We start from the raw sequence: 18,569 nt of genomic DNA on the forward strand, positions 1-18,569 counted from the left end.
GATAATAGCTTGATGATCCGTCATCACTTTTGAAAAACACATGGAGTGCAACGAGCTCAGATATCACCTTTGAAAACAAGGGCTCAAAATATTTATTTGATGAAAAACACTTACACTAAGTTAGCCATAGGTCTATTATTTTCCGCTGGTCTAATGCAATCTTGTTCATTATTGCAAACAGTAGGCCTGCGAAAAAAAGAAACGGTTACTTCTGCTAAAGATTCTATTGCCAAGAAAGATACGACAGCTGCGTACGACAAATTGTTTAAAGATGCCCGGGTTGATACTGGTATGTTTACGGTAATTCGTAAGGAAAATAATTACTATTTTGAAATTCCATTGAAGAAAATGGGACAGGATATTCTGTTGATACAGAAGCTGTCTTCCGTTCCATTGGCTTTAAATGAGGCTGGGGTAAACAAAGGAATGAATTATGAAAATAAGGTCATCCGGTTTACACTCCGCAAGGAGAAGAAAGAAGTGTGGGTTTCGGAGATCAAACCTCAGGTGGAAGTCCCTAAAGGTGACGCAATAGCCGCTTCGGTATACGATAATTACCGCCCTTCTTATATTGAATCTTTTAAGATTGAAAGTTATTCAAAAGATTCAAGTGCTGTTGTAATCAAAGTCAATAAGGTATTTGATGGTTCAGAAAAGAGTTTTACGGATGTGTTTACTTCCTTGGGTTTGGGAACTTCACCTAAAACCAGTATATCTACAGTTGAAGATATCAAATCCTATGCGAATAATATCGTTGTGAAGTCTGTATTTTCTACCAAGGTGACGGAAGGTAATGAATCTGTACCGGTTTCTTTGGAAATTACAAGTAACCTTTACGAACTGCCTGAAACGCCTATGGTTGCCCGGTTTGCAGATCCAAGGGTTGGTTTCTTTACTTCGCCGCGTTGGTATTTTAACGATAAACAACAAGAACTGGATAAGAAAAATCTGGTCAATCGCTGGCGTTTGGAACCGCGTGACGAAGACAAAGCGCGCTATCTGAAAGGGGAGCTGGTCGAACCCAAAAAACCGATTGTCTTTTATTTGGACCCAGCGACCCCAAAACAATGGCGTCAGGCCATTATTGATGGCGTACATGATTGGCAGGTCGCCTTTGAAGCTGCTGGCTTCAAAAATGCAATTCTGGCCAAACAACAGCCGGATAGTGTCAAATTTGATCCAGACGACGCTAATGTTTCTTCTATTGTATACGCAGCATCTGCTCAAGCTAATGCCATGGGGCCATCTGTTGTTGATCCACGCTCAGGGGAGATATTAGAAGCTGACGTGATTTGGTGGCACAACGTCATGACTATTTTGAACAGTTGGATGCGCATACAGACCGGTATCGTAGATACATCAGTACGTGCTAATGTTTTCTCCGATGAGAAAATGGCACATGCCATTCGTTTTGTGTCGTCCCATGAAATTGGACACACGCTTGGATTGATGCACAATATGGGCTCTTCGGCAAGTTTCCCTGTTGATTCGTTGCGTAGCAAAAGCTTCACCGCTAAAATGGGAGGGACCGCTCCTTCCATTATGGATTACGCACGTTTCAATTATGTGGCGCAACCTGAAGATGGTGTGGAACAGATTACTCCCGTGATCGGTGCTTACGACAAGTACGCCATTGGCTGGGCCTACCGCTGGTATGGCAAAACACAGTCTTGGGATGAAATCCCTTTGCTGAGAAAGGAAATTGATAGCCATGTACATGATCCTATTTATCATTACGGTGAACAGCAAGACTCTAAAAATATCGTTGATCCGCGGGCTCAATCGGAAGATCTTGGTGATGACGCCATGAAGGCTGGCGAATATGGTATGCTGAATCTGCGTCGCATGATGCCTAATATTATCAATTGGACAACCAATGTCGGCGATGATTACTACCGTGCCGGTAAGTTGTATATGGGCGTGGTTGGACAATGGTATGCATATGCTGATCATGTTTTAAATAATATTGGTGGTATTTACCTCGAAAATGCTGTTTTGGGTGATCAAAAAGATGCCTATAGCCCAGTACCAAAAGACAAACAACTACGTGCTTTGGAGTACCTCAAGAAGAATGTCTTTTACATGCCCGAATGGTTGTTCGTTCCGGAGCTGATGGCAAAAACTTTTCCATTGAAAGATTCTCCGATAGGACCATTTGAGTACGCTCCTTATAACTTACAACGTGAATTTCAATACGCTATGTTGTATAAACTGGTCAATGATGAACGTTTGCTGCGTATGGTTGAGATGGAAAATCTTTTTGGAAGTAAGAAAGCATGGAGCGCACCGGAGTTTTTAACTTCTGTACGTCAGACGGTTTTTGCTAAAACCATCAGCGGAAAATCGTTGGATCTTAAAACACGGATGCTGCAACAAAACTATGTGGATGTGCTGATGGTCTCTACCAACAAATCGATGGAGAAACTAAATGCGAAGAAACTAGCAGGTATCGAGCAGCTGGTTGAAGCGACGCAACCTGATCTATGTTTACATCCACAACATGCATCCTCTTCAAAAGCTGGACTGCGGAATGTACATGTCACTGGTATGATCCGTACTTCGGATATGCTGACTTATAAACGCGCTGAATTATATGAGATTTACCAGTTGTTGAAACAAAAGCAGCGGACTGGTGATGCGACGACAAAATCGCATTACATGGATCTTTTATTGCGTATTGCAAATACCTTAGAATTAAACTAATATATTAACATCTACCAAAATGAATAAGTTTTTAATACCGTTGACCTTCATGTGTGTGCACGTTGCGCATGCGCAGGAATCCAGAGAATTGAAAGGAAAGGTTCTGGATGCGGTCACTTTAAAACCTGTCGTGGGGGCGACAGTTGTCGTTGAAAGTTCGGCAGTAGCAGAAGATATCGGTGTACCTAATCAGGTGCAGCAGTCGGCATTGGGTTCATTGACCGATGCGGCTGGAGAATTTCGCTTAAAAGTGCCTAGTAATTTAAAATATGTAACGATTAGCTATGTCGGGTACCAGCGTATTCAGGTGCCGGTATTTCAGGATCATAAGACAATCTTGCTTCAGCCAAGTGGTGAATCTTTAGATGAAGTGATCGTAACAGGTTATACGGATATCAAAAAACGTAAGAATACGACGGCTTACAATAAAATCAATGTCGCTGATATCAAACAAACCGGAGTCTCATCGATCGACGAAATGTTGGCCGGTCAGGTCGCAGGCTTGCAGCTGAGTAATTTTAATGGTGGACCTAACAGCGCGCCACAGATCCGTATCCGGGGTACGGTATCACTCAATGGCACACAAGACCCCTTATGGGTAATTGATGGATTGCCCATTGAAGGTACGGCAATGCCAAACCGAATAGAGAAAGATGATCTTAATAGTTTGACAAATCTTCCTATTGCAGGCATCAATCCTGATGATATCGCCGATATTACCGTTTTAAAAGATGCTGCGGCGACTTCAATTTATGGTGCCCGGGCCGCAAATGGGGTCATTGTGATTACCACAAAAAGAGGTAAATCTGGTCCTGCAAAATTGCAGGTGTCAGCAAATACCTTTGTGACGCAACGTCCGGATTTCGGTAAACTCAATCTGATGGATGCCAATGAAAAAGTGGATTTTGAGTTATTGATGGCCAATCGTACGGATCTCAATTATCGTACGGATAAGGGCGCCGTTATGCGGATCCTAAATAAAGCAAATGCATTGGATACTTATCGTACCGGCGGTTTAGCAGCTTTGTCACCGGAAGTACAGCAGTCAATCAATCAATTGCGTTCACAACAAACAGACTGGGGGAAAGAACTTTATCGTCAGGCGGTCAATCAACAGTATTCCGCGTCTATTTCAGGCGGTAATGATGGACATCGCTATTATTTGTCAACAGGTTTGTACGATGAAAAAGGTGCTACAAAAGCGGTAGATCTTCGTCGTTATTCATTGACGCTAAATAACGATTTTACAATCAACGATCGGTTTAAAGCTGGTATTAATATATTAGGATCAGTTTCGAATAGACAAAATCCGATTCAGGATCGGGATGCTTTCACGAACCCAAGTTATTATGTGCGTTCGGTTAATCCATATCTTTCAGTTTATGATCAATCTGGGAAATTCAACTATGATCCAGATATCGAGGGCTTTGAAAGAGATACTTATATCCCATTTAACGCAATTGAAGAGCGTGATAATACCAAATACACGTTAACAAATAAAGCACTGAAAGCAATCAGTTATTTGGAATACGCTATTTTACCACAGTTATCCCTGAGAACAGAGCTTGGTTTGCAATTTGATGAAAATAAAACTGAAAAATTTGCAGATCAGGAAAGTTATAACACCCGAAAATTGCGTGCTGCTACCCGCTATTATGATGCCGCCAGCAAGACAAACAAGTATTTTTTGCCTACTGGTGGAACAATTGAAAATTCCAATAATAGCGTGTTTCAATACAATTGGAAAACTTATTTAAAGTACAACAAAACCTGGAACGATCGCCATGAGCTGGAATTGATGGGAGGAACGGAACTGAGACGGAGCAAGAGTGAAATCGTAACAACGAAGGGTTTCGGGTACAATCCGGCAACATTGACGACGCAAACACTTGTTTTTCCAAATAGTACTTACCAAAATGATTCAAGGTTTGTACAGTATAAAAAAGGATTTGTAGAAAGCTCATATGCCTCATTCTATGGGAATGCGACCTATACGTTTGATCGGAAATACAATGTATATGCAAGTCTTCGACAAGATGGTTCTAATATGTTTGGTGTTGATCCCAAATATCGTTTTCTACCGATTTGGTCTGTTTCGGGATCGTGGAATGTGCTAGAGGAAGAGTTTATTAAAGGGAAAACCGCTTTGTCTGATCTCCGAGTGCGCGCGTCTTACGGTACGCAAGGAAATATTGATCGCAATACTTATCCTTTTATTGTTGGTTCTTATAATAACATTACAATGTTGCCAGGTAATAATGAAGGAACTGTATTTGTTGATATGCCTGCTAATGATAAACTTCGTTGGGAAAAGACCCAATCTTATAATGCTGGGATTGATTTAGGCCTATGGAAAAACAGATTAAATATTACGGTCGATTATTATAACAGAAAGAGTACCGACTTAATCGATTATAGCTCAATACCTTTGGAAAACGGTTTCCAAAACGTAAAAGTTAATTGGGCCTCGGCAAGAAACCAAGGCGTAGAATTGACGATATCAAGCCGTCAGATCCAAACGGATAAATTCTCCTGGTCAACGGACTTTAATATTGCCCACAATAGTAATAAATTATTAAAAGTACTCGCTGATCCAAAAGCTTATGCGCTTGAAACACAGGAAGGGCGTCCAATTAATGGCCTATACGTATTGGAAACGGCTGGTTTGGATAAAGATGGGGTGATGCAGTTTAGAAATCAGGATGGATCCGTTTCGAGCTTTGAGCAGTTTTTTGGATTATATGATCCATGGGCGGAGTTTTTGCCAGGTTATATTTCACAAACCGATATGACCGCTGCAGAATACCGTTCTAAATTTAAATACAAGGGTAGTAAAGATCCGAAGTTTATCGGCGGAATGACCAACCGTTTCCGTTATGCTAACTTTGATCTCGCAATTTCTGCTGTGTTTAATTTGGAGCGTTGGGTAAGTCGTACACCGACTTATAATCCGGCTCTGGTAGACCGTGGTCAGAATTATACAACAGATCTTTTGAAGGCACTGCAAGAGGGTGGTAATATGCCTGCTTTGGGAAGCATAAGTTCTGAATTCAATGATCGCTGGATGGCTTATGCTTGGTTGGAAAGCAATGATCCAATTAAATCATTCAATCTCTATGATATCTGGGCAAAGAAAATGAGCTATGTCCGCATCAATAGCATTCGTTTAGGTTATACACTCCCTGCTGCACTAAGTAAAAAAATTGGTACAAGCAATTTACGCGTGAATGTAGAAGGACGTAACCTATTTGTCTTTGGAGCAAATTATGACGGATATTTTGATCCTGAAACTTACGGTAATTATTATGCACAACCGATCAGCAAGTCTTTTGCATTTGGTCTGTCAGCGAGTTTTTAATTCTTTTAATTGATTTATAACATGAAAAAGATAGTTTATTTTGGAATGATCATGGCAGCGAGTGCATTGACTTCCTGCGATAAATATTTAGATATAAAACCGGTAGGGACGGTTATTCCTACTTCGGAAAGTGATTTTAGAGGTTTAATGACAAGTAGTTATGCAAACTTTCCTGCACATAAGTCCTATTTGTCCTTGCGTACAGATGAGCTATTGTTGGATGAAAGTTCGACTGATGCCGCTAGAACCAAAGATATCTATCTTTGGAATGACCAAAATCCTGATCCGACAACAATTGCTTATTCCTATCTGACATTTTATAGTAGTATTTTTTATACCAATCAGGTCATTAGTACAATCGATGAAAAGTTGGCTAGCAATGCAGCAGTGGACCAAATCAAGGGAGAAGCTTATCTGATGCGTGCTTATGCTCATTTTGAGTTGTTAAATCTTTACAGTGAGGTCTATTCGGCGAGCAATGCAGGGCTTCGGGGCGTTCCTTTATCAACAAAGATTGACCTGGAACAACGTTTTGTTCCCGCGACCATTGGAGAGTCTTATACGCAGATCCTGACTGACATGGAAAAAGGGACAGCGTTACTGACTGTGGATGATCAGGCAAAAGGTGTTAACTATCGCTTTAGCAAACGCGCTGCTTTTGCAATGGCCTCACGCGTTCATTTATACCGCGGTGAGTGGCAGGAAGCAATTGATGCCGCTAAAAAAGCTTTGGTTATAAATGACAAATTGGTTGATCTCAATGTTGCTGGAAGCTTACTTCCGAATGATTTTGAATCCGCGGAGATGATTATGGCTTTGGAAAAAGTATCTGTTCCTGGAGTACGTACAAGTTCCTTTATTTCACCGGCCTTATTAGACAGTTATTTAGCAGGCGATTTGAGAAAAGGTCGTTACTTCCAAAAAAGTGGGGGCGATTATGTATCCCTCAAAGGTGGAGACAACCGTTTTAACGTGAGTTTTAGAAATGCTGATCTTTATTTGACGATGGCCGAATGTTATGTTCGTCTGGGAAATACAGCAGAAGCATTAAAATATCTGTCTGCTTTAAAGAAAAACAGATTTACCGCAGATGCCTATGCCAAAGAAACGAAGGCCGACGCAGGTTTGTCAAAGGAGCAATTGCTAGATGCGGTTCTGCTGGAACGCAAGCGTGAACTGGCGCTAGAGGGATTACGCTGGTATGATCTAAAACGGACGACAAGACCGGCGATCACACACAGCAGTTTTGGTAGAACGGTAACCCTGCAGCAGAACGATCCACGTTATGTGATTCGCTATCCACAGGAGGCAATCAATAATAATCCCGATCTGTTAAAATAATCGATTTTTTTTTATCCTATATATATTAATCCATTTTCTTTTTTTAGGAAATGGATTTTTTATTACATTCAACCCATGGGATGGAAAATACTGATTGTCGAAGACGAAGACTGGGCTTTTGTAGGCTTAAAGGAAATGTTGACTGCGCTCTATGGAGAAAGCGAACTGATCTTTACCAATGCAAAAGAGGTTCAGGAAGCGGTGACGACGATCAATAGAAATCAATTCGATCTGATTTTTATGGATATCCACCTGATGGATGGGCTGAGCTTTGAAATTTTTAAACAGGTATCGATCGATGTGCCACTGATTTTTACGACTGCTTACGAACAATATGCATTGGAGGCCTTCCAAAATAAGGGTTATGCCTATCTGTTAAAGCCTTTCGATAGCGACGAGTTGGCGGAGATCATGAAACGTATCGAACCGCTACTACCCAACGTAGAACCTCGGCTCAAACAGCGCTTCCTAGTGAAATACGGTAATTTTTTAAAGTCGCTTGCCATTGCTGATATTGCCTATTTTATGGCAGAAGACAAAGAGCTGTATGCCGTAGAAAAAGGATCGGGAATTGCATATATTATTGAAGATACCATCACACATCTCGTTTCACAGGTGGATCCCACAGTTTTCTTTCAGATCAATAGGAAATTCCTTGTTCGGATAGATGCCATCCAGTCCATGTTAAAGATTAGTCGAAATCGAATCAAGTTAGAGCTAATGCCTTCAACCCCAGAAGGAATTGTCGTCATTGTTAGTGAGGAACGGTCCCCGAAGTTTCAAAAATGGCTTGATCAATAATGGTGAGTTAGCTAACGAAAAAATATTTTTCTAGACATAATTATAAATTAAATTGCTGAATATTAGTGTTTTTTGTTTTTAGTTCTTAAAATCTAGTAATTCAATGGATTTTGTTATATATTTGCACTCGAATAAAATCTATTAAACAAGTAGTTTTTATTCGAGTGCAAGAAGCCGCCGTGTTTTTTGTTTTTAATCACACTTAACTTATTTAGTAAAGCATTCTTACGATGTACGCAAAACTTAAATACATTCCTATTGCTGCTATAGCATTATCGGGGGGCAATATGAACAGGCTCTATGCTCAGCAGCGGGCTATACAAGGAAAAGTTGTTGATGCCAATACCGGTCACCTACTTCCTGGAGTAAATGTTCGCATTTCGGGGCAAAATCAAGGAACCTTAACGAATTCAAAAGGAGAGTTTACAATCAATGTCACAGGTGACGTATTGTCTGTATTGGAATTTTCTTTTGTTGGTTATGAATCTCAACAGCTAAAAGCAACAAGCACAAACTTAACATTGTCCTTGAAACCCTCCAGTACAGATCTGGAAGAGGTGGTGGTCGTGGCTTACGGTACTGCCAAACGTACAAACATAACGGGATCGGTCAGTACAGTAAGCAGTAAAGCGATCGAAAATAGACAAGTGTCAAATATTACCAAAGCATTAGAGGGACAGGTACCGGGCTTACAGTCCGTGGCGTCCTCGGGACAGCCAGGTACTGAAGCAGCCATCCGTATTAGGGGTATCGGCTCCATTAATGCCTCCAGTGCACCTTTGATCGTGTTAGATGGTAGTCCCTATGCAGGAGATATTAACTCCATCAATCCGAATGACATTCAGTCCATCTCTGTTTTAAAAGATGCAGCATCAAGTGCACTTTATGGTTCCAGAGGGGCAAATGGGGTGATTATCATTACCACAAAGTCGGGTGTGACTTCCGACAACACCAAGATTAATCTCAATTTTACACAGGGCTATTCAACACGTGCAGTTCGTGACTATGATCAGGTGTCGACCGATGAATATTTTCAACTCTATTGGGAAGCTTTAAGAAATAAAAACCTATCAAATGGCCTTACGGCAGAGCAAGCGGCGTCCAATGCAAGTAAGACCGTATTGACAGATTTAAATATTAATCCTTACGGCAGTCAATACCCACAGCCGGTCGGCGTAGATGGTAAATTGGTTGCTGGAGCAAAAGCGCTTTGGAATGATCCATGGACCGACGTATTGCAACGTACTGGGGTGCGTACACAGGCAGACCTCGGATTTAGCGGTGGTAGTGCAAAGAGTACCTACTACATTTCAGGAGGTTATCTCAATGATCAAGGAATTGCAATTGAATCGGGCTTTAAACGCTATAATCTGCGTGCAAATATTGACAGTAAAGTCAAGTCTTGGTTAAATGTAGGCCTGAATATAGGTGGTAGCAGTACACAACAAAAATACCCGCAGTCTGAAGACAGTAATACGGCTAATATTATAAATTTTACGAGACTGGTCCCGTCTTTTTATCCGTACTATGAGCGGAATGCGGATGGCTCATATGTCCTTGATGGAGCCGGAAACAAGATTTACGATTTTGGAGAATATCGTCCAAGTGGTGCGACTCCACGTAATAATCTGGCAGCATCTCTTCCTTTGGATCGAAATGATATCCGCCGTGAAAATCTATCTGCGCGAACCTATCTGGAAGTTTTGTTTTCTAAAAACTTAAAGTTTAAGTCGACTTATAGTCTTGATTATCTCAATGGAAATACGCACGACTACACTAATCCATTGTTGGGCGATGGTGTGAACACCGGGGGGTATGTGTATCGTTCAAACGTACGTACGGTCGCACAGACCTGGAATAATTTGCTGACCTATGAAAAGCAGTTTGGTTTGCATTCCCTCAATGTATTGGCCGGACAGGAATACTATGATTTTAACAGCAGTAATATAAATGGTAGCAGACAACAGTTTGTACTTCCTTATTTTGACGAACCTGCTGCTGCATCGCAACTTAATAATTTTACAGGATCCAGTGTTGATTATAGGTTACTGAGCTTTTTGGGAAGAGCGGAGTATAACTATGATAACAAATACTATTTTTCAACTTCCTTACGGACAGATGGATCATCTCGTTTTTCGCCGGATAAACGTTGGGGTACATTCTGGTCTGTGGGCGGCTCATGGAAACTGAAGCAGGAGGATTTTCTGAAGGATAATACAACGGTTAATCAGTTAACCGTCAGAGCGAGTTATGGTGGACAAGGAAACGATAATCTGGGAACCTATTATGCTTATAAAGGACTTTATACGATTGCCAATAGCTTAGGTAAGGGCGGTACCTATACCGGCAGGTTGGCTACGCCGGATCTAAAATGGGAGTCGAACCTTAATTTGAATGTGGGGGTTGACGTATCCGCTTTTGAGAACCGGGTGTCGTTAAGTGTGGAGTACTTTAACCGTCGAAGTAAAGATTTGCTATTTACAATGCCGATGGCTTATTCAACAGGATATACAGGCTATGATGCAAATATAGGAGCGCTGAAAAATACAGGTGTCGACGTGGATATTCGTACTGTCCCGGTTCGAAATGAAAATTTTAAATGGAATTTAGACGTCAATCTTTCGCATTATAAAAACAAGATTACAGCTTTGCCAAAAGATAACAAACCGATTATTACAGGGAATAAACTCCTGCGCGTAGGCGGAAGTATCTATGATTTTTATCTGCCGGAATGGGCTGGAGTAAATCCAGATAACGGTCTGCCGCAATGGTATACTGCTGATAAGGACGGTAATAAAACAGGTGAAAAAACTTCGGAATACAGTAAGGCCGGTAATTTTATTGCCGGAACTTCATTGCCAGATCTTGTCGGCGGGATTCAAAACAGTTTCACCTACAAAAATTTTGATTTGTCTGCTTTATTGAGTTTTAGTTTGGGTGGACAGATATTAGATAACGATTATATTCAGCTTATGCATAGCGGTAATAATCCAGGACGCGCTTGGTCAAAGGAGATCCTCGAGCGCTGGACGCCTGAGCATACGCAGACCGATGTGCCTAAATTGACAACTGATAACTTGAATTGGACTTCTTCGTCCACACGCTTTCTTTACAGTGGCACTTATGCACGCCTTAAAAATGTAAGTTTAGGTTATCGATTACCTTCGGATTTATTGAAGCGGATAGGTGTAGAAAAACTTCGCGTCTTTGCAACAGCCGAAAATCTATTGACATTTTATGGTCATCAAGGAATGGATCCAGAACAGACGGTGAATGGGGCGACCTATTTTCGCTATCCGGCAATGCGAACAATCTCTGGTGGTATTCAGCTTGTTTTTTAATGCCTTATTGTTAATCTGAGAATTTAAATGAAAATCATGAAACTAAAAATTGTATATATCATATTGGCGCTCTCCCTTGTGAATGCATCATGTAAGGATGCGCTTGAGCTGGATCCGACGACCGCAGTGCCTGAAGGTGAAGTTTTTAAAAACACCGACAATGTTGCTACGGTGATCAACGGTACCTGGAAGTATTTAAATGATACCTATTTTACCTATGCTAATCCGGGATATACAGCGGTGATGCGTACTAGTGATGCGATGGGAAGTGATGTGGCGGTGACCACCAAATATGGCTATCGTGATGCTTATGCCTTTACCGAATTGACAAATAATCGATCAAATCGTGTCAATTCTTTTTGGATTATGTTGTATAAGGTGATCGATAACATGAACAATGTCATTGCAAAGGTAGATGGGGCCGAAGGCTCTACTGAAACTAAAAATGTGTTAAAGGGAAGAGCTAAAGCATTACGTGCATTTTCCTACTTAAATCTGGCCACATTTTATCAGTTTAGTTACCTCAAGGACAAAAATGCGAAATCTGTTCCGATTTATACCGAACCCAGTACACTATCGACTGAAGGAAAATCAAGGTCAACACAGGCAGAAGTGTATGAACTTATCTTGAAAGATCTCAAAGACAGTGAAAGCTTGTTGGCTTCTGCTGGTCGAGCGGATAAATACGAAATCAATGCAGAGGTTGTTTATGGTTTGCTCGCTCGGACTTATCTGCAGGTTGGCGAATGGAAACTGGCCGCAGCGTATGCTGAAAAAGCAGCTCAGAAGTATAATTTAATGACTCCGTCAGATTATCAGGCGGGTTTTAATGATCTTGGAAATAGCGAGTGGATTTGGGGGCATCAGCAGACTAACGAGCAAAATGTGGCAAGTTATACATTTCATTATTTGGATGTTTCGTCAGCTGGATCTTATTACTATAGTTTTATGGCCGATCCTTATTTTAAAGATTTATTCGATACCAGTGATGTGCGTTACGGTTTATTTGAATGGGATAATTTACCCGGTCGGGAGGGCTTTCTACGGTATAAGAAGTTTAAGTTTAAATCGAATTTGATCGGTGACATTGTGTATATGCGTGCTTCGGAAATGGTTTTGATCGCTGCCGAGGGGTACGCACGGGCTGGTGAAAAAGATAAAGCAGTATCAGCCTTGAATAAGCTGCGTGCAGCGAGGAATGCAAAGCTGTTTTCAGGAAATGATACGGATCAATTAATTGCAGCGATCCTGATTGAAAGACGAAAAGAGCTTTGGGGGGAAGGATTTGCCCTGTCGGATATTCTTCGGACACAAGGAAAGGTTGCACGAAAATCTTATGTTGATGCAGACGGCAAGCCTATTCAAGTCCAAATTGTGGGTGCAGATGGCAAACCGAAGCTAGTGAACGGGCAGGGGCACCGGGTTATTAAGTTTCCTAATGGATCTAATTTTGTGGAAAATAGCCCTTATTATTTGTTTGCTATCCCATACGAAGAGACTGTGCGGAACCCGAATCTGTAAAGTTAGTTGTTGGTTTATTATTGAAGAAATCCGGTGTACCCTGTGCATCGGATTTTCTTTTTTCCCGCTCGCCCTTCTTTTTAGGCTCTATATTGTGGTTCCTTATGTTGAAGAATGCTTCCTTTTTTTAGTGTCGCCCTGTTGATCCTGCTTCGCGCTGGACTCTTCTCGATTTAAAGGTTGTCATCTTTTTTCTCTCGTATGGTATTTTTTCAGCTGGCTTATCGTGTTCCTGTAAATTTGGACAAGAGATTGTGTCGGGTAAATAGGGTGAGGGTTAGTTTTCCACATTATGTTAATAACGCTGTTGAAAACCTGTTTAAAAGAAAAATACAGTTATTAACAGTACTTATTAACATTATGTTGATAACCTTTCTTTTTCTTCTTTTTGCTTTTGTTCATCCAGATGATGTATCCTGTGATGGGCAAGGAAGCACAAAAGAGACTGGCAAGGCAAGCGATAATTTTTGTTGTGAGTCCACCGATGGCACCGGTATGAATATCATAGTTAAGTGCACTGAGCTTATCCCCATACTGCAATTCGTTGCTGGATTTGACTGCTGTAAGACTGTTTTCTTCTTTATTATAATTAAGCCAGTCAAATACACCGCTTCGTTTTTCATGATGTCTCACCTGTATATCCATTGCTGTTTCGGTTTCTTTTTTTAGTCGGATCGACATCATTTCAGCATCCGGATAATTTGTCAAGGCATACCGCAGCGCATTGTCCTGAAATTTCTTTTCCACAGCGGGCAAGGGTATAGGGGAGCTACGTGTGGAAGAAGCTGTTGGCGACTGCAATAAATTGAATGTTGCGCTATAGGTCTTTTTAAAATCCGGAAAAGCAAAAGCGAGTCCCGTAATGGCAAAAATCAATCCGATAAATAAACTGTAAAATCCAATGACATTGTGGAGGTCGTGGTTCAGTCGCTTCCATTTTACTTTGGTATCGAGCCAAAAACTGCGTTTGAGATTCTTGCCCTTCCATTTTTTTGGCCACCAAAGAACGATGCCACTAAGTAAGATAAGGACAAAAATGGCCGTTGACCAGGCGACGATAGGGTGGCCATATTGCTTGCCCAAGAGGAGATTGAGGTGAAGCTGAAGCACCAGTTGAAAGAATTCTGTTTTTGAATTTTCTACTTGCTGTACCTGGCCAGTATATGGATTGATGAAAACGCGTTTGTAATAGCGGTAATAATTCCAATGGCCAAATGCTTTTTCGTCCGTTTTTATGGCACGAAATACCCAGGTACGATTCTTCGAAGGATAGAGATCAACCCGCGTAATTTTTTGATTTTTTTTGAGGCTTTTCTGTGCGCTGTCAAGAAGTGTGCTTAATGGTAGTGGAGTTTTTGAGAGGATGGTTGTATCGGAGATAAAATATTTTTCAGGATAAGCCCAGAGCTTGAGCTCATCCTGAAAGGTGTATATGCTGCCCGTCAGGCTTAGGATGAATACCACAACTCCGGTGATGATTCCGAGCCATTTATGCAACCAAAGAATGACGGTCTTAAACATATTAAAATTTATAGTTGATGTTAAATGAGGCCAACATACCTTGTCCTTTGACGTATTCTTCATTTAAGGCACGATATTGACTGACAACAGGGTAATAGTTTTTATTGAATAAGTTTTCTACACCCATACCGATAGACCATTGTTTGTTTACTTGGTAATTTCCATTTAAGTTAAATAGGTCAACAGTTTTAACGGGGCCTTCACTGTTTTTGTAGACGCCTTTATCGTTTGGAAGAAAGCGATCCCGGGACCCGGTATGTACCCAAAAAAGCTGAAAGGTTAAGGGTTTGATTGGCGTGTAATAGATGTATCCCGTTGCTTTGTCTGGCGAGATCCGTGAACCATTGAGGTAGGATTTTGATCCATCGTCTTTTTTTGACTTTCCTTCCACATAGGCATAGGTTCCACCGATGGTCAATTGAGGCGAAATATGAGCGCTTAATGCAATTTCGTAACCATACACATCTTCTGGAAGGCGTTGCGGCATCAGGTAACCGCCAATGTCCACCAGTTCAACACCCATTTTTGAAGTACTGTAGTAATAAGATGCTGATAGCTGGAAAATGCTGTAATTGCTTGAGAATCCGATTTCGTAATTATTGGTGATGATAGGGTCAGTTTTTAGGCTATCTAAATCATTATCTGTTGCCCGACGCACAATACGGCCAAGTTCATTGATCGCGAAACCTTGTGAGAAACTCACGAAGGGATTAAAGATCGCGAATTTGTTGTAACGCAAACCTGCATTGAAGGTCGCTCCTTTGTAGGGAATTGTACCTCCTTTTACGGCAATACTGCCTTCGTTGTTGGGACCTGTAGCGATGGTATGGAAATCCTTGATTTTGACTGTTGCATTTTCATAACGTACACCGCCTTTAAAGATTAAATTTTCTAGGAAATCAATTTTTACCTGGGCGTATGGAGCGACGTTTAACATGTTCATATAGGGAATATAGACCCTGCCGTCGGTCAGATTTTGATCCGTAACATCATTTAATAAATCCACACCATAGGTGATATCCGCATTGGAAGCCAATACCTGGAAAGGTGTGTTTAGGTTAACGCGTAGGCCTTTTTTCTCCGAGTTGATCTGTGTTTGTCCCGGACCGTACCATGCAGAAGCTTTCTCGACATAACGGTTCATGGATCGAAATGTATTGTAGTATGCAGAAGCAGTTAAGGATGTCGAAGCGAATAGATTACTTTTAGTATAGGTCAACATGGCATTGTGGTTATACGGAGTTCCGGCAGGTTTACCTGGATCATCGCCTTTTACGCCTATCGTTGGCGTTTGACCATATACACCTGTTTGGCTGATGTATCTGTTGTGTTGGTTACTTCTGTAGAAGTTGTATACTGCCGTAATAGTGGAGCTACTATCGATACGGTATCCGGCCTTTAAAAACGCATTATATTGATAGGTGTTCGAAAGACCGTCTGTCTGACCAAGGGGAACTCCGTCGCCATCGCGCTGCAGGCCAACGTAATCGGCCGAACCGCTAACGGTATAATTCCATCTGTTTTTTTGTCCGTACAAGGTTTGTCCTATGCGATATCCCATGGTGCCGGCGCTGTGTACGGGATTGAATGTTGTTCGTAGACTGGTGATTCCTTGGATAGCTGCAGCGTCTTTGGAGGGATTGCGTGTAATGTAATTGATAATCCCGCCTGCCGATCCATTTCCATAGATGGATGTGGCACCTTTGATAACCTCCACGCGCTCGATGACACTCGGGTCAATGGTCCGGAGATCACGTTGTCCATTCATCAAAGGTGTAGATTGCGGGATCCCGTCAATCAACACCAGTACAGATCGCCCACGCAGTGTTTGTCCAGAATTGGTCGCTTTGTTCGTCGAGGTTCCCAATCCAGGGATGGTATTACCCAAAATTGTGGAAAGATTGGTGCTTATTTGACTTTGAGCTTCGATTTCTTTTGTGGTTAAAATAGAAACTGAAGAAGGAACAGTTGAAATGTTCTCCGCTTTACGTCCAGCTGTTACGATAATTTCATCTAAAAGTTGAGTAGAATTGAGCTGAAATAACAGGGGCTGTTGAACGGTATCTAAATTAACCATTTTTTCAACTGTTGAAAAGCCTGTGTATGATACCCGCAATTGAATCGGATTATTCGAAGGTCTTTTGGCAAAAATGAATTGTCCAAGTTGATTAGAATAGCCGACGCTTTTTCCGTCAACTTTGATATTCGCTTGGCTTAATGGTTTATTGTCTCTGTCTTTTACGATAAGGGATAATTCTTGTGCATGTAGCTGAGCACTTAAAAGCAAAAGAATTCCACTGCTGAACATCATATATCGTGTTCCGTTTTTCATGGTAATTTATTTAGATCAAATATAAATTAATGTGCAAATATAGTTTATTTTATAGTTGTGCCAACAGCTATACGTTATTTTTTTGATTTTTACAGATGTTAGGTCGTGATTTTCAAGTTCATTTTGTCGCACTTGATGCGTATGAATTGGTAAGCAAATGTTTACGGGCTGGGGTTTACACGAATTAAATGCCTTATTAAAGATTTATTGATCTTGGATGATTATTTTAGCATACTGTTTTTGTGTGTCGCAGGCTAAGAAATTTTAACGTAATTATAAATTCATGAGAAGAACATTTTTTGCTTTTTTTCTTTTTGTTTCGTCGTACTCAATCGTCGTCGGGCAAAAAATCCACTCACTTGCGTTTGCTTCTCCACAGGCGATGCGAGCTTATTTTACCTATGCTAGCGACAAAAAAATTGTCAGTGGTCATCGGGGAACGATTGAGGCTGGGCTTCCAGAAAATTCGATTGCGGCATTTGAGGCCGTACTGCAAAAAACACCGGCTATTTTTGAAATCGATCCGCGTTATACCAAGGATAGTGTTGCTATCTTGATGCATGATGCGACATTGGATCGAACCACAAATGGAAAAGGAAAAATAGCAGACTATACCTGGGATGAATTGCGTAAACTGAAGCTAAAGGATCAGGCTGGAAATGTGACCAACTATGGTATTAACACACTTGATGAAGTTATTAAATGGGCAAAGGGTAAAACTATCCTCAACTTAGATAAAAAAGATTTACCATTGGCGGCTACAGCAGCAATACTAAAAAAATACAATGCCTACAGTTGGGTGTGGGTTACGGTACATAATACTGAACAGGCAGCGTTTTATTTGGCGCAGAATCCAGAACAGTATATGTCCATGCATATCAAAGATCAAGCTGCATTGGAGAAGTTTAAATCCGCTGGATTACCCTACGATCGTATGATTGTCTATATCGGGCCAGAACTAAAGGATTCCAATCAGGCGATGTATCAATTTTTCAACAGAAAGGGTGTGATGTGCATGATTTCAGCAGCACCTACCTACGATAAATTGAAGACAAAGGCAGAACGTGGCGAGAAGTATAAGGCCATATTTGCGGAAGGAGCCTCCATTCTTGAGTCTGATCTTCCTATGGAAGTTGGCGAAGTAATCGATTCGTTTTGACGAATTATTATCAATCCAAATCGATATTGTCATCTAAAAATTTAAGATACTTAGGTGATTCATCGTCAAAAATGTCTCTTCCTTCCATCATATAGGCGCGGAGAAGATATTCCTGGGCAGACTCGCTATTATTGTCTTCCAAATAGCACTGTCCTAAGCGCAGCATGATAAAAGGGTTTTCATAGGCATTTTCGATAATGTTCTGTTTTGCCTTTTCAAAATGGGAGAGGGCATTGCGAAAATCGTCCATTAAGAAAAAGGCATCTCCAATGGAAGCTTCGAGCCAGAGGCTTTCCGCATGAACATTTTGTGGACTAGGGACTAGATCAAGCGCTTCGGTCCACACCCGAATTGCTTCCTGATAGTTGCCTTCATCACATTGGATGTTTCCTTCCTCGCTAAGTTGGTCTATTCTGTCTAATGTTTGATCGTCCATAGCATTTTATTCTTTAGAGTGCTATACGAAGATAAGAAATCTACAGAAAAAAAGCG

10 protein-coding genes are annotated in these 18,569 nt (G+C 41.1%); 7 read left to right on the forward strand and 3 right to left on the reverse strand.

Annotation, left to right across the window (positions count from 1 at the left end):
* Positions 1-99 precede the first annotated feature (99 nt).
* The 6 genes from AAW12_RS12235 to AAW12_RS12260 all read left to right on the forward strand — a co-directional run bounded on the left by AAW12_RS12235 (position 100) and on the right by AAW12_RS12260 (position 13,065).
* Positions 100-2,703, forward strand: a complete 2,604-nt coding sequence (locus tag AAW12_RS12235; RefSeq protein ID WP_231585258.1) for a zinc-dependent metalloprotease — start codon at positions 100-102, stop codon at positions 2,701-2,703.
* A 19-nt stretch (positions 2,704-2,722) separates the two neighbouring features.
* A complete protein-coding gene (locus AAW12_RS12240) occupies positions 2,723-6,061 on the forward strand; it encodes a SusC/RagA family TonB-linked outer membrane protein (protein ID WP_046673925.1) in 3,339 nt (1,112 codons plus the stop codon).
* A 21-nt stretch (positions 6,062-6,082) separates the two neighbouring features.
* On the forward strand, positions 6,083-7,402 hold the full coding sequence (locus AAW12_RS12245; RefSeq protein ID WP_046673926.1) for a RagB/SusD family nutrient uptake outer membrane protein: 1,320 nt from the start codon (positions 6,083-6,085) through the stop codon (positions 7,400-7,402).
* A 75-nt stretch (positions 7,403-7,477) separates the two neighbouring features.
* On the forward strand, positions 7,478-8,203 hold the full coding sequence (locus AAW12_RS12250; protein ID WP_046673927.1) for a LytR/AlgR family response regulator transcription factor: 726 nt from the start codon (positions 7,478-7,480) through the stop codon (positions 8,201-8,203).
* Positions 8,204-8,433: 230 nt separating this feature from the next.
* On the forward strand, positions 8,434-11,544 hold the full coding sequence (locus tag AAW12_RS12255; protein WP_046673928.1) for a SusC/RagA family TonB-linked outer membrane protein: 3,111 nt from the start codon (positions 8,434-8,436) through the stop codon (positions 11,542-11,544).
* 36 nt (positions 11,545-11,580) lie between these two features.
* Positions 11,581-13,065 carry a RagB/SusD family nutrient uptake outer membrane protein gene (locus AAW12_RS12260; protein WP_156167633.1) on the forward strand — a complete coding sequence of 495 codons (1,485 nt, stop codon included), beginning with the start codon at positions 11,581-11,583 and terminating at the stop codon, positions 13,063-13,065.
* A gap of 339 nt (positions 13,066-13,404) precedes the next feature.
* On the opposite strand, the gene AAW12_RS12265 is transcribed toward AAW12_RS12260, so the two are convergent.
* Both AAW12_RS12265 and AAW12_RS12270 read right to left on the reverse strand, forming a co-directional pair.
* Entirely contained in the window at positions 13,405-14,586 is a 1,182-nt protein-coding gene (locus AAW12_RS12265; RefSeq protein ID WP_046673930.1) for a PepSY-associated TM helix domain-containing protein, read from the reverse strand.
* A gap of 1 nt (position 14,587) precedes the next feature.
* The gene (locus AAW12_RS12270; protein ID WP_046673931.1) at positions 14,588-16,918 is read right to left on the reverse strand and encodes a TonB-dependent receptor; all 2,331 of its coding nucleotides are present in this window, start codon (positions 16,916-16,918) and stop codon (positions 14,588-14,590) included.
* Positions 16,919-17,201: 283 nt separating this feature from the next.
* Between AAW12_RS12270 and AAW12_RS12275 the strand changes: the two genes are divergently transcribed.
* A complete protein-coding gene (locus AAW12_RS12275; RefSeq protein WP_046673932.1) occupies positions 17,202-18,077 on the forward strand; it encodes a glycerophosphodiester phosphodiesterase family protein in 876 nt (291 codons plus the stop codon).
* A 10-nt stretch (positions 18,078-18,087) separates the two neighbouring features.
* On the opposite strand, the gene AAW12_RS12280 is transcribed toward AAW12_RS12275, so the two are convergent.
* Positions 18,088-18,513, reverse strand: a complete 426-nt coding sequence (locus AAW12_RS12280) for a tetratricopeptide repeat protein (protein ID WP_046673933.1) — start codon at positions 18,511-18,513, stop codon at positions 18,088-18,090.
* Positions 18,514-18,569: the final 56 nt, after the last annotated feature.

Origin of the sequence: Sphingobacterium sp. Ag1 (assembly GCF_000988325.1) — a bacterium.
Lineage (GTDB): Bacteria > Bacteroidota > Bacteroidia > Sphingobacteriales > Sphingobacteriaceae > Sphingobacterium.